Genomic DNA, 14560 nt, shown 5'->3' with positions numbered 1-14560 from the left:
GCCATGAGCCACGGGGCGCCGGCGCCCGGGCGCCCCGACCCTGACAGGGGGATCGGAGGACGCGGAACCGGGGCGTTCCCGTCAGCGCCGGCGGAGCTCACCGAACCAGCGCACGATCGACGACGTGGCTGCCACGTTGGACCCCAGGTGACGGGATCCGTGGTAGTCGACGTCGCCCAGATCGACGACCGGGACGTCCACGCCGTTCCTGAGCAGAGCCGTCCGGCAGTGCTCGGTGTTGTCGGTGACGGCCTGCTCGTCTCCCCTCGCCATGTAGAGCCGCACCGGGGCGCGAGGGGTCCAGTCGGTGCATACGGCGTCGGTCGCGCGCAGCGCCTCCGCCAGCGGCCCCGTCGGTTGCGCCAGCAACGTGCGGCCGTGCTCGGTCAGCAGCTCGTCCAGCGCCCCCGGGGTGCCCCGCATCAGCTGCTCCCCCGTGTGGGCGCCGTCGAAGAGCGCCTCGACGGTGCTGTCGTAGGGGGCCCGGAAGACCTCGCCGGGACTGTCGTAGAGGTGGTGGAGCCGGTTGAACGCGACGAGGGTGTACGCCGCGTACAGCACACTGGACTTGGGCTCCAGCCGGCCCGCGAGCAGCGCGGGCAACTCCGCGCCGCCGAAGTCGTACGCGCCGCTGACCGGTGCCAGCGCGCCCAATCCGAACCAGCGGTCCTCACCTGCCTGCAGAGCACGGCCGAGACCCAACGCCGCCGAGGCGCCCTGCGAGAAGCCGGTGACCATGACCTCGCGCTCCAGCACGTGTCCGGTCCGGGGCGCGAAGGCGCGGGCCGCCCGCAGCATGTCGAGGGACGCCGTGGTCTCGGAGTCGATGTCCATCCAGGGGTGCAAGCCCGGCCCCTTGCCCATCCCCAGGTAGTCGGGCGCGACGGCCGCGGCACCGGCCGCCGCGTGCGCGATCACCGGCGCGGACACGAACCTGGCACGCTGCATGGACGGGGAATCGTCCTTGTGGCTGCCGGTGCCGTGCGCGAAGGAGACCGTCCGCAGCCGCCCCTCGCTCGTGAGCGGCAGCACGAACAGCCCGCTCGCGGTGGTGGGTTGTCCATACGCGTCCACGGTCCGGTAGATCAGCCGGTACGCGACCACGCCGTGCCGGACGGTGTCGTCGTCGAAGCCGGCGGCGCCCAGCTCGGTGGACACGGCCTGCGGGGTCGCGAGCGTGTACAGCTTCTCGGCGGACACCAGCGTGCCTCGGCCACGCTGCTCATGCTGCTGGACCCGGGCATCCGCGGCGGGCGGAGCGGCGGCGGTGGCGACGGCGGGTGCGCCCAGCAGCAGGACGCAGCAGACGGCGGCCACTTGCGCCCGGCGACCGCGAAGGTGCCGGGTTCCGCTGCGCGACGATGTCGAGGTGGAGATGTCCACGAGTTACCCCAAGTGCGAGTCGATGACGACCCCTTCAGCCTCACGCGTTGCGGTGTTCGGCGCACGGGTGCGGGCCCCCGGATCCTCCTGGTGCCCGCCCCCGGTCACGGTGCGAACTCCAGGCGCTCTGCGTCCGCAAAGCGGGGCTCTCCCCTCCAGTACTCCCGGCCCGGCGGCGGCCCGATTCAGCCGTGGACGTCCGGGAATTGACGCACTGTCAGGGGCGCATCATACACAGGATGTTTGGGGGCAAGTCGGTAGACCTCGGCGCGGACATGGAGGTCGATTCCGGGCAGTGGACGGCTCTTGACGGTGCTTTGGCGTTGTGCGAATCTCTCGACAGGTCTGGACCAATGACTTTCATCGGGTGGGGCGGAAACACCAGACGCCCCGGGGCAACCTGAAAGTCCGGCCGTCCTGACCGCACACGGCCGTCGGCCGGTCCCCGGGGGGTGGACCGACGTCACACGGCGGCCGGTGCCGTTGTCGAACCCGGCTACCGCAGACAGCTGTTGGCGCCCGAAGCGCCGACGTGCGGCAGCCCGGTCCCCGCGCCGCCTCCGCACGTTCACCCGTGCTGCTCCACCACTCCGCTCCGACGTCCTAAGTGAGCCGCCGATGTCCGAAGTCCTCTCCCTGGCCGACCGCGTTCCGGCCACCCCGGCTCAGCAAGGGGTCTGGCTGACCGATCGACTCGGCCTGGCCCGCGAGGCGTTCCACATGCCGGTGCGGATCTCCTTCGACCGGGTCGACACAGCGGCGCTGAGCCACGCGGTGGCCGCCGTGACCAGGCGCCATCCGGCCCTTGCCGCTCGCCTGGTGGAGCGTGACGGCCAGGTCTGGCAGGAACCCGCGGCGCAGCGGCCCGAACTGGTGCAGCTCGAAGCGCCCGTGGACGAGGCCGACCTGGAGCGGCGGCTGGAGGAGGAGGCCGCTCGTCCGTTCCCCCTGGAGACCGGACCGCTCAGCCGCTTCACCCTGCACCGGCGGGCGGACGGGAGCGCCGAGCTGCTGGTCACCGCCCACCACTCGGTCTTCGACGGCAACTCCAAGGACGTCCTGGTACGGCAGCTCGCGGCCGCCTACGGCTCGGCGCCCCTGCCCGTGACCACCCCGCAGGACGCGGCGGACGCGGCGGACGCGCCGGTCGCGCCGAGAGCCGAACCGGACACCGTACGGCGGGCTGCCGAATGGTACGGGCCGCGCTGGGCCGCCGCCACCGAACCGGTGCTGCCCGGCGCGCCGCGCACGCCGACCGTCGCCGGTGCAGGCGAGTCGGTCGAGTGGCGCCTCGACGGCGTCGAGGCAGGCGAGTTGGCCGCCGCGGCAGCCCTCGGAGGCACCACCGTCTTCGAGTTCCTGCTGGCGGCCATGCACGGGCTGCTGCGCCGCTACGGCGGCGAAGCGGTGCCGGTGTCCGTACCGCTCTCCACGCGGACGCCCGAACTGGGCGAGGAAATAGGGCTGTTCGTCAATGAGCTGCCCGTCCACGCGCCCGCGGCCGATGCGTCGCAGACCTTCACCGACTTCGCCGCCGCCGTCCGGGCCGAGCTGCGGGCCGGCTACCCGTACCGCAGCGTGCCCTTCGGCAGCGCGGTCACCGGGCTGAGCCCCCGCGTCGGCCTGACCGCGGTCTCGCTCGGCTACCGCCGGCGCGGCCCCGACCCGGACTTCGCGGGCACCGGCGCCCGGATCGCCTGGGCCGTGTACAACCGGACCGCCCGCAACACCCTCCACCTCCAGATCGTCGAGGCCCCCGACTCCCCCGGCACCACGGGCAACCCGGGCGGCGGCATCGACTTCAGCCTCCAATACGACCCGGCCGTGCTCGACCCGGACGCCGCCCGCCGGATCGCCGGGCACTACAGCACCCTGCTCGCCGGCGCGGTCGCCACACCCGGCGCCCGGCTGCTGGACCTGCCGCTCCTGGACGCCGCCGAACTCCGGGCCGTCACCACCGCACCGAACGCCACCGACCGGCCCTATCCGGCCGACCGGACCGTGCTCGACCTGGTGCGCGCCCAGGCCGCCGCCACCCCCGACGCGATCGCGGTCAGCGCGACCGGTCGCCACCTCACCTACCGCGAACTGCTCGTCCGTGCCGAGCAGTTGGCCGCAGTACTGCGGGCCGGCGGCGTCCGGCCCGGCGACCTCGTCGCCCTCCACCTGGATCGCACCGCCGACCTGCCCGCCGCGCTGCTCGCCACCCTCGCCACCGGCGCGGCCTACCTGCCGCTGGACCCCGGCTATCCGGCCGAGCGCCTCGCCCTCGTCCTGCGCGACTCCGGCGCCGTTCTGGTGCTCGCCGACCGCGAGCCCTCCCCCCTGGTCGCCGATGCCGCCCCCGCGGTCCTGCGGCTCCCCGCGCCGTCGGCGCCGCAGGACCCGGCCGAGGCCGCGCCCGAGGCTGCCCCCGACACCGCGCCCGACGTCGCCCCCGGTCCGGACGACGTCGCGTACGTCCTCTACACCTCCGGCTCCACGGGCCGCCCCAAGGGCGTCGAGGTCGGCCACCGGGCGTTGGTCAACCTGCTCACCTCCTTCGCCGACCGGCTCGACTCCGGCCCTCGGCACGCCTGGCTCGGCCTGACCTCGCTCTCGTTCGACATCTCCGCTCTGGAGCTCTACCTGCCGCTGATCACCGGTGGCCGTCTGGTCCTGGCCCCGGACGGCCTCGCCGTCGACGGCCCCGGACTGCTCGCGCTGATCGGCACCGAGGGCGTCACCCACGTCCAGGCCACTCCGTCCGGATGGCGGGTCATGCTCACGGCGGGGACCGGCGTCGACGCGCTCACCACTGTCACGGGCCTGGCCGGCGGCGAGGCGCTTCCGCTCCCGCTCGCCCGCGAACTGCGCGCGCGCACCGCCCGGCTGTTCAATGTGTACGGGCCCACGGAGACCACCATCTGGTCCACCTGCGCCGAGCTCCCCGCCGAGCCCGCGCGGGTACGGATCGGCCGCCCCATCGCCAACACCCAGGTCTATGTCGTCGACGAGCAGCTGCGTCCCACCCCTCTCGGCATCCCCGGAGAGCTGCTGATCGGCGGGGACGGCGTCGCCCACGGCTACCTCGACCGCCCCGAACTCACCGCCGAGCGCTTCGTACCGAACCCGTTCGGCCCGCCCGACACCCGGCTCTACCGCACCGGAGACCAGGCCGTGTGGACGCCCGACGGCGAACTCGACTTCCTCGGCCGGATCGACGACCAGGTCAAGATCCGCGGCCACCGGATCGAACTCGGCGAGATCGAGTCCGCCCTCCTTGAGCACCCTGCCCTCGCCCAGGCCGCCGTCGCCGTCCGCACCGAGGAGGACGGTGAGCCGTTCCTGGCCGGCTATCTGGTCCCGGCCGCCGGCGGCTCATCGCCCGCCCCCGCCGAGCTGCGCGACCACCTGATGCGCACGCTGCCGGCCGCGATGGCGCCGCAACGCTGGCTCACCATGGAGCGTCTGCCGCTCACCCCGAACGGCAAGCTGGACCGGCGGGCCCTGCCGGTACCGCCACGCGAGGCTCCGGCGCCACAGGCCGCCGATACCCCTGCCGAACCCGGCACCCATGCCGATGCCGATACCGGCGACGAGACGACCGCGACGGTCCGCCGGATCTGGGCCGAGGTGCTGAACCTGCCTGATGTCGGCCCCGAGGACGACCTGTTCGACCTCGGCGGGCATTCACTGACGGTGGTTCAGATCGCCGCTCGGATCCGCGACGCGCTCGGCGTGGAAGTGGACTTCGACATCTTCTTCGACGTCCCGACCCCGGCCGGCATCGCCGCCGCCGTCCGCGACCGCCAGTAGGCCGCCCCTTCGCCCGCTCTGCCGGGCACAGCCGCCACGGGGTGTCTCGCCGATCAGGCCGGACTCGCGGGGTCTGACACCTCGAGGCCGGACTCGCGGGGTTTGACACCTCGCCGCGTCGTCGTCGGCCGCCGACGCCCCCCGTAGCCCTTCGGCCGTGCCCGGCCCCGTCGCGTCCGCACCCCCTGATTCCCCCGCCGAACGTCCGAACAGGAACCCGATGACGGATACCCAGGACCTGCCCGCCGGCTGGTCCGCAGCCAAGCGTGCCCTGCTCAGCCAGCGGCTGCGGGGCGCCGCAGCCCCCGCCCGGGTGGTGGACCCCCGCCCGGCGGACACCGCACCGCCGCTCTCCAGCGGCCAGGAACGGCTCTGGTTCATGGACCAGTTCGCTCCCGGCTCCACCGCCTACACGCTCGCTCCGGCCCGCCGGCTCCGAGGGCCCCTCGACCGCGCCGCGCTGGACGCCGCCCTGACCGACCTGGTGGCCCGGCACGAGAGCCTGCGGATGACCTTCCGGACCACCGAGGCCGGCACCGCCGAGGTCCGGATCACCGAGCCCGCGCTGTTCGCGGCCCGGCACCTGGACGCCGGCACGGACCCGGACCCGGAGGCGCGCGCCACCGCCGAACTCGGCGCGCTGATCGCCGAACCCTTCGACCTGGAGACCGGCCCGCTGCTGCGCGCCCTGGTGGTCCGGATCGCCGAGGACGACCACGTCCTCGCCCTGGTGATGCACCACATCATCTGCGACGGCTGGTCGATCGACCTCCTCAACCGCGAGTTCGACCTGCTCTACGCCCACCACGCCCACGGCGCCCCCGGCGAACTGCCGGCCCTCGCCGTCCAGTTCGGAGACTACGCCGCCTGGCAGCGGGACCGTCTGGAGAACGGGCAGCTCGCCGCCTCGCGTGAACACTGGCGCACCGAACTCGACGGAGTCCCGGCCCTGGAGCTGCCCTCCGACCGGCCCCGCCCGCCCCTGTTCACCTTCGACGGGGCCGCGACCGAGTTCCGCTGGGGCTCCGAACTCTCCGGCCGGATCGGCGAGGTGGCACGGGCCCACGGCGCCTCCACGTACATGGTGCTGATGGCCGCGTTCCAGGCCCTCCTGGGCCGGCACGCCGGCCAGCGCGACTTCGCCGTCGGCTCCGCCGTCGCCGGCCGTCTCCACCAGGAACTCGAAGGCGTCGTCGGCGCGTTCGTCAACATGCTGCCGATCCGCGCCCGGCTCTCCGCCGACCTCGACTTCGGCCGGCTGATCAGCCGGGTCCGCGAGACCACGCTCGACGCGTACGCGCACCAGGAGGTCCCCTTCGAGCAGATGGTCAACGATCTCGCGGTGGAACGCGACGTCAGCCGCGCCGCCGTCTTCCAGACCACCTTCGCCTTCCAGAACTACGGCGACCGCGCCACCACGCCCACCGCGGGCCTGGACACCGAGGGCTTCGGCTACGAAGCCACCACCACCCACGCCGACCTCGCCCTCTACATGCGCGAGGAGCCGGACGGCGGCCTCTACGGTCTGTTCACGTACCGCACCGACCTCTTCGACGCCGCGACCGTCGAGCGCTTCGCCGAGCGGTTCGAGCTGCTCACCGCGGCCGGCGTCGCCGACCCGGCACTGCCGGTCGACCGGCTGCCGCTGCTGAGCGCGGCCGAGCGGACGGCCGTACTGGAGACCTGGGCCGCCGGTCCCGCGCTGCCGGACGGCGGTCCCGCCACGCTCACCCGGGCGCTGGCCGAGGCGGCGGCCCGGACGCCCGAGGCCCCGGCGCTGGTCTTCGAGGACCGCACGCTGACCTACGGCGACCTCGATCGCCGCGCCGACGCCATGGCCCGGCGCCTCCGGGCGCTGGGCGTGGGTGCGGACGACCGGGTGGCCGTCTGCCTGGAGCAGTCCGCCGAGCTGGCGGTCGCCCTGGTCGCCGTACTCAAGGCCGGCGGCGGCTACCTGCCGCTCGACCCGGAACAGCCCCCCGCCCGGCTCGCCCACCTGGTCGCCGACGCCGGAGCCAAGGTCCTGATCACCGACACCGTGCTGCGGCAGCGGTTCGGCGACCACCCGGCGGTCGACCTGCTGACCGACGACGGTACGGAAGCGACGGAGCGGGACGCGGCGGACGGGGACGGGGCGCCCCTGGAGGAGGTCTCCGGCGCCGACCACCTCGCGTACGTGATCTACACGTCGGGCTCCACCGGCACGCCCAAGGGCGTCGCCGTGCAGCACCGCCAGATCCTCAACTACCTCGCGGGCGCGCGCGAGCGGCTGCGGATCGAGCCCGGGGCCTCCTTCGGGCTGCTGCAGTCGCTCTCCTTCGACTTCAGCATGACGATGCTCTACCTGGCGCTCACGACCGGCGGGCGGGTCCACCTCCTGCCGCGCCGGATCGCGGGGGTGGAACTGGCCGCGGAGATCGCGCGGGCCGGCATCGACCACCTGAAGATGACGCCCTCCCACCTGGCCGCGCTGACCGCCGACGCACCGCTTGAGCAGCTGCTGCCGCGCCGTACTCTGGTCCTCGGCGGCGAGGCCAGCAGCTGGTCCTGGGCGGCGGGCATCGCCGCGCTCGGCCGGTGCGCCGTGTTCAACCACTACGGGCCGACCGAGGCGACGGTGGGGATCACCGTCCACGAGGTCACCGCCGACGCCGGCCTGGACGTGCCGGGCAACACCCCGATCGGCAGCCCGCTGGCCGGCGGGCGCTGCTACGTGCTGGACGAGGCCCGCAACCCCGTTCCGCCGGGTGTCACCGGCGAGTTGTACGTGGGCGGGGACCGGCTGGCCCGCGGCTACCTCGGGCGCCCGGACCTGACCGGCGAGCGGTTCCTGCCCGACCCGTACGCCGACCCGGCCGCCGACCCGTTCGTCGACCCGTTCGCCGACCCGTTCGTCGACCCGTTCGTCGACCCGTTCGTCGACCCGTTCGTCGACCCGGCCGGCGCGGGCCCTTCCTCAGCCGTGCCGGCTGTCCCGGTCGACACCGACCGGGACGTCCCGGGGAACGGCGGCCCGCGGATGTACCGCACCGGCGACCTGGCGCGCTGGCGGACCGACGGGACCCTGGACTACCTCGGCCGCGGCGACGACCAGATCAAGGTCCGCGGCTACCGGGTCGAGCCCGGTGAGATCGAGGCAGCGCTGACCGCCCTGCCCGGCATCACCCAGGCGGTGGTCCTCGCCCGGGGCGAGGGCGTCAAGCAGAACCTCGTCGCCTACCTGGAGCGCCCCGCCGGCGGCGAACCGCCGACCGCCGCAGAACTGCGCGCCACCCTGGGCGAGGTCCTGCCCGACTACATGGTCCCGGCCCGCTACGTGGTCCTGGAGCGGCTGCCGCTGCTCGCCCACGGCAAGGTCGACCGGAAGGCACTGCCCGCGCCCGCGGACGGCCCGGCCGCAGGCGCCCACGTCGACCCCGAGGGCGAGACCGAGCAGGTGATCGCCGCCATGTGGGCGGACCTCCTGGAGCTCCCCCGCGTCGGCGCGCTGGACGACTTCTTCGAACTCGGGGGCCACTCCCTGCTCGCCACTCAGGTGGTCGCCCAGATGCGTCGGGCCTTCCCCGACCTGGCCACCCCGGTCGGCGTGATGGACCTCTTCAAGCACCCGACGGTCCGCCGGCTCGCCGAACTGGTGGCCACCCCCGAGGGCGACCGCGGCCCGCGCCGGCTGCTGCACCTGCTCACCCCCGAGCGCCGCGAGGTGGCGGCCAGTGTGGTCTGCGCCCCCTACGGCGGCGGCAGCGCACTGATCTACAAGCCGCTCGCCGACGCCCTGCCGGCGGACTGGGCCCTGCACTCCATCGCCGTCCCCGGCCACGAGCTGGGCGAGGAGGCGATGAACATCGACGAGGTCGCCCGGCTCTGCGCCGAGGAGATCGTCGCGAACGTCGCCGGACCCCTGGTGCTGTACGGGCACTGCGGCGTCGGCGTCCGGCTGACCGTGGAGATCGCCCGCCTGGTGGAGGCGGCCGGCCGGGAGATCGACGCCGTCCACCTCGGAGGCATCTTCCCGTTCGCCCGCCCGAAGGGCCGCGGCGCGGCCCTCGCCGAGCGCTTCGCCGAGCTGACCGCCCGTCTCCGCAGCGACCAGGGCATGATCAACGCCCTGGCCGCGGCGGGCCTGGACGTGGACGAGGTCGACGAGGACCAGCTGCGGCTGATCGTGCGCAACCGCCGGGTCGGCACCATCGGCGCCGAGCGCTACTTCGGCGAGCTGTACGAGAGCGAGGGCGGCACCCTCACGGCGCCGGTGATCGCCGTCTGCGGCGACCGCGATCCGGCGACCGAGTTCTACGAGGAGCGGTTCCGCGAGTGGCACCGGATCACCGGGACCGCCGCGGTGGTCGTCCTGGACGAGGCCGGGCACTTCTTCCTCAAGTACCGCGCCGAGGAGCTGGCCGGCATCGTGACCGGGGTGCACCGCTCGATCGCCGCCGGCGAGGAGGCGCGCCACGAGCGCACCGACGATGCCACCTGGTGGCTGGCCGGTGTGTCCCGCGACGCCACCGGGACGGAGCCGGAACCGGGGCCGGGCGTCGGGTCGGAACCCGGGCAGCCGGCGGGACCGGAGGAGTCAGGGGCTCCGGAGACGGCCCCCACGGCCCGCAAGCGCCGCCCCGTCCGCCCGACGATGGGCCGCTTCCTGGCCGTCGCCACCGGCCAGCAGCTCTCGATGATCGGCTCGGCGCTCACCGAGTTCGCCCTGCCGATCTGGATCTATCTGCAGACCGGCTCGCTGCTCCAGCTCGGCCTGCTCGCCGCCTTCGGCCTGGTGCCCGGCATCGTGGTCGCCCCGCTGGCCGGCGCCGTCGTCGACCGCGGCGACCGCCGCCGCGTGATGCTGTGGGGCGACGTCGCGGCCGGCCTGACTCAGGCGGCCCTTCTGGTGCTGTACTTCAGCGACTCGCTGGAGATCTGGCACTGCTACGTGATGATCTCCCTGCTCTCCGCCGCGCTCGCCTTCCAGCGCGTCGCCTGGGGTTCGGCGGTGCCGCAGCTGGTGCCCAAGCGCTTCCTCGGCCGCGCCAACGGTGTGGTCCAGATGGCCTTCGGCCTGGCCCAGTTCCTCGTCCCGCTGATCGCGGTCGGCATCCTGCACGTGATCGGTCTCGGCGGCATCCTGGTCTTCGACGTCGTCAGCTACCTGGTCGCCACCGGCGTCACCCTGGCGGTGCGCTTCCCCGACGCGATGGCCGCCGTCCGCCGCGAGAGCGTCGGCGCCGAGATCCGGGCGGGCTTCCAACGGGCACTCGGAAGCCGCCACTTCAGGGCCATGCTGTTCTGGTTCGCGGCGCTGAACGTCTTCCTCTCCCCGCTCTTCCTGCTCGTCACCCCGCTGGTGCTCTCCTTCTCCACCACCGCCGCGGCGGGCTGGGTCTCCACCGCGGCCGGCCTGGGCGCCGTACTCGGCGGCCTCACCCTGCTGGTCTGGGGAGGCCCGCGCCGGATGCGCCTGCGTGGCGTCCTGGTCGCCACCCTGGGCCTCGCCGCCGCGTGCGTCGTCACCGGCCTGCGGCCCTCGGTTGCCGTGGTCGCCGCCGGTGCGTTCGGCATGACGTACGGGCTGGCGCTGCTCAACGGCATCTACGCGACGGTCGTCCAGACCAAGGTGCCGATGCGCTTCCACGGCCGGGTGATCGCGGTGAACACCATGGTCGCCTGGTCCACCCTCCCGATCGGCTTCGCCCTGGTCGCCCCGGCGGGCCCCGAGCTGCTCCAGCCCCTGATGGACGAGGGCGGCGCGCTGGCCTCCAGCGTCGGCGCCCTGATCGGCACCGGCGAGGGGCGCGGCATCGGCCTGCTCTACCTGGTGTTCGGCCTCGCCATGGCCGCGCTGGTCCTGATCAGCTTCTGCATTCCCGTCCTGGCCGGGTTCGACAGGGACGTCCCGGACGCCGAGCCCGACGATCTGATCGGCCTGGAGACCCTCAAGGCCCGCGCGAAGAGCGAGAGGAACGCATGACCTCCCCGACCCCGATCGCCCGTCATCCGCTGACCGATGAGCAGCGCCGCCTCTGGCTGCTCCAGCAGCTGAACCCGGAGGACGCCGGGTTCAACATGTACCTCAACCGGCGCTGGAGCGGCCCGATCGACCCGCGGGCGCTCGGCACGGCGCTCACCCGGCTCACCGCTCGGCACGGGGTGCTGCGCACCCGGTTCGCCATGGACGGCGAGCAGCCCGTCCAACTCGTGGAGCCCGTACGGGACATCGAACTCACCCTGGTCCCGATAGCGGACGCCGCGGAGGAGTCCTTCACCGCGGCCTGCGCCCCCTTCGTCAACGCCCCCTTCGACCTGGGTGCGCGCCCGCCGCTACGGGCCGTCCTGGTCAGCGCCGGTGAGCACGAGCACGCCCTGAGCGTGGTGGTCCACCACATCGTGTCCGACGGCTGGTCGTTCACCGTGCTCTGGCGCGAACTGCTCGCGCTGTACCGCGAGGAGATCGGCGAGGGAGCAGTCGAACTGCCCGACCTAGCGCTTCAGTTCGGCGACTTCGCGCTCGCCGAGCGGACCAGGCTGGACGGTGGTGCGGCCGAGGAGGCGTTCCGGTACTGGAGCGGACGACTGGCCGGCGTCAGCGCGCTGCGGATGCCACTGGACCGTCCCAGGCCCGCCGAGCCCGCCCACCCGGCCGGCTTCGCCGACCTCGCCCTCGGTCCCGACCTCGTCGCCGGACTCGACGCCCTGGCCCGCGAGGAGCGCTGCACCCCGTTCATGGTGCTGCTCGCCGCCTACCAGTGCGTACTGGCCCGCTGGAGCGGCAGCTACGACTTCGCCGTCGGCACCCCGCTGGCCGGCCGCAACGAGACCGCCCACGAAGCGCTGCTCGGCTACTTCTCGCGCACCGGGGTGATCCGCGCGGACCTCACCGGCGAGCCCAACTTCCGCACCGTGCTGCGCCGGGTGCGCTCCGCCACGATGGCCGCGCTGACCCATCAGGACGTCCCGGTCGAGCGGGTGGCCGCCGAACTGGGGCTGCCCGTGCTGCCGGGCGTCGGCCCTCTCTACCAGGCGGTGTTCGTCCACCAGAGCCAGTACCAGCTGGCCGGTGCCGACGAGCGGACCGCGCTGCCCGCAGGGGTCCGGACAGCGAGCATGGACTCCGGCTTCGACCGGTCCAAGACCGATCTGCTGCTGGACAGTTGGCGCACCCCGGACGGCGGGATGACGCTCTCGTTCTGCTTCGACCGGGAGCTCTTCGAGCGCGCCACGGTCGAGGCCCTGGCGCGCCGGGTGCGCGATCTGCTCGCCCGGGCCGTCGTGGACGTGGAGGTCCCGCTGCACGGTGACTGGCTGCTGCCCGGTGAGGAGCGCGCCGCGCTGCTCGCCCTCGGCGCCGGACCCGCCGTCGCCGAGGACGCCCGCCCGATCCTGCGCGGTTTCGCCGACCAGGTCGCAGCCCGCCCCGACGCTCCCGCTCTCGAGTGCGCGGGAAGCGTCCGCACGTACGCCGAACTCGACCGGGCTTCGGACGAGTTGGCCAGGCGGCTGGGTCCGGTGGCCGGCCGTGCGGTGGGCGTCCGGATCGAGCCCTCCTTCGCACTGGTCACCGCCCTCCTGGCGATCTGGAAGGCCGGTGCCGGCTACCTGCCGCTCGACCCCGCCCACCCGGCCGAGCGCCAGCGGCTGATGCTCGGCGAGGCGGACGCCGCCCTGCTGCTCACCGGAGGCGAGCGTCCGGAGCTGGGGGTCCCGGTGCTGGGGGTCCCGGTGCTGGAGGTCCCGGAGCTCGGGGTCCCGGAGCTGGGGGTCCCGGTGTCGGCCGTCGGCGATCCGGACGCCGCCGCCGGACGGGTGGAAGCCATTGGCGTCGAGACCGGGAGCACAGGCCCCGCACAGGCCGCGCTGCCCGGGACCGACCCCGGCGGCCTCGCGTACGTCCTCTACACCTCGGGCTCCACGGGCACCCCCAAGGGCGTCGCCGTCGAGCACGCCGCTCTCGCCGAGCGCGTCCGGTGGATGGCAGGACCGGACGGCTACCGGCTCCAACCGGGCGACCGGATCGTCCAGTTCGCCTCCATCGGCTTCGACACCCACGCCGAGGAGATCTGGCCCGCCCTCACCGCGGGCGCCTGCGTCGTCCTGCTGCCCGGCGGCGGCCGGACGCTCCCCGACCTGCTGCACAGCGAGGCCGGACGGTCCGTCACCGTACTCGACCTGCCCACCGCGTACTGGCAGGAACTGGTCTCGCTCGGCGACCGGGCCCCGTGGCCGCCGGCGCTGCGCCTGGTGGTCCTCGGCGGTTCCGAGGCGCGTGCCGGCACCCTCGCCCAGTGGCGGGAGCGGCACGGCGACACCGTCCGGCTGGTCAACACGTACGGCCCGACCGAGGCCACCGTCATCGTCACCGCGGGCGATCTCGGCGGCCGCCCCGTCAGCGGGCCGGCGGCCGAGCAGCGCCCGCCGCTCGGCCGTCCGCTGCCGGGAGTGCGGCTCTACGTCCTGGACGAACGCGGCGGTCTGCTGCCCGCCGGATCCGAGGGCGAGCTGTACATCGGCGGCGACGGCCTCGCGCGTGGCTACCTGGCCCGGCCCGAGCTGACGGCGGAGGCTTTCCTCCCGGATCCGTTCGCCGACGCCGCGGACGGCCGGATGTACCGTACGGGCGACCGCGTCCGGTGGCGCACCGACGGGCAGCTGGACTTCCTCGGCCGCGCCGACGACCAGGTGAAGATCCGCGGATACCGGATCGAGCCCGCCGAGATCGAGGCCGCCCTCACCGCCCACCCGGCTGTCGGCCGTGCCGCCGTGCTGGTCCGCGACGGCCGCAGGCTGATCGCCTACGCCGTCCTGCGGCCGACCGCCGGGCAGCCGTCCGCAGCCGCTCCGCGGGCGGGCGAACTGCGCGAGCACATGGCGCTGCGGCTGCCGGCCTTCATGGTGCCGGACGCCGTGGTGCTGCTCGACACCCTCCCGCTCACCGCCAACGGCAAGCTCGACACCGCGGCTCTGCCCGACGCGGAGCCGGCGGGCACGGCCGAGGCGTATCTGGCGCCCCGCACCGAGGCCGAGGCCCTGGTCGTCGACCTCTGGCAGGAGGTGCTCGGCGTACCGAAGGTCGGCGTACTGGACGACTTCCTCGCCCTCGGCGGGGACTCACTCCTGGTCACGAGGGTCGCCGCCCGCATCCGGGCCGACGTCGGCCTCGACATCTCGATCCGCGACGTGTTCGAGTCCCCCACGCCGGCCGCCCTGGCGGCCCGGGTCGAGGCACTGCTGATCGCCGAGATCGAGGCCCTCAGCGAGGAGGAGGCCGCCGACCGGCTGGGCTGACTCCGCGTCCGGATCCCGGTACGGCTCCGGCGGAGTGAAGGACATGACAGGCGGACGGCAGACGGGCCGCGTCGGATCGTCCGACCCGGCCCGTCCGTCGCGG

General features: G+C 74.0%; 4 protein-coding genes. 3 read left to right on the top strand and 1 reads right to left on the bottom strand.

Features of this window, described 5'->3' with window-relative positions:
* Nucleotides 1-81: 81 nt before the first annotated feature.
* The gene (locus ACFC0G_RS30125) at nt 82-1317 is read right to left on the bottom strand and encodes a lipase (protein WP_376409052.1); all 1236 of its coding nucleotides are present in this window, start codon (nt 1315-1317) and stop codon (nt 82-84) included.
* Nucleotides 1318-2001: 684 nt separating this feature from the next.
* Here ACFC0G_RS30125 and ACFC0G_RS30120 point away from each other — a divergent pair.
* From ACFC0G_RS30120 to ACFC0G_RS30110, 3 genes are all read left to right on the top strand, one after another.
* Nucleotides 2002-5181 carry an amino acid adenylation domain-containing protein gene (locus ACFC0G_RS30120; protein WP_376409049.1) on the top strand — a complete coding sequence of 1060 codons (3180 nt, stop codon included), beginning with the start codon at nt 2002-2004 and terminating at the stop codon, nt 5179-5181.
* A gap of 220 nt (nt 5182-5401) precedes the next feature.
* Entirely contained in the window at nt 5402-11146 is a 5745-nt protein-coding gene (locus tag ACFC0G_RS30115) for an amino acid adenylation domain-containing protein (RefSeq protein ID WP_376409046.1), read from the top strand.
* Nucleotides 11143-14457: an amino acid adenylation domain-containing protein gene (locus ACFC0G_RS30110; RefSeq protein ID WP_376409044.1), complete on the top strand. Its 3315-nt coding sequence runs from the start codon at nt 11143-11145 to the stop codon at nt 14455-14457. Before ACFC0G_RS30115 ends, ACFC0G_RS30110 begins: the two co-directional genes overlap by 4 nt.
* Nucleotides 14458-14560 lie beyond the last annotated feature (103 nt).

It is taken from the genome of Streptomyces sp. NPDC056169, from assembly GCF_042268445.1.
Classification (GTDB): domain Bacteria; phylum Actinomycetota; class Actinomycetes; order Streptomycetales; family Streptomycetaceae; genus Streptomyces.
Note: the sequence above shows the minus strand (reverse complement) of the source record. Positions and strands in the feature narration are given on the sequence as shown.

Excerpts from the sequence above, each read along its gene's own strand:
- ACFC0G_RS30120 (WP_376409049.1), top strand. The coding sequence starts at position 2,002 with ATGTCCGAAGTCCTCTCCCTGGCCGACCGCGTTCCGGCCACCCCGGCT.
- ACFC0G_RS30115 (WP_376409046.1), top strand. The coding sequence starts at position 5,402 with ATGACGGATACCCAGGACCTGCCCGCCGGCTGGTCCGCAGCCAAGCGT.
- ACFC0G_RS30110 (WP_376409044.1), top strand. The coding sequence starts at position 11,143 with ATGACCTCCCCGACCCCGATCGCCCGTCATCCGCTGACCGATGAGCAG.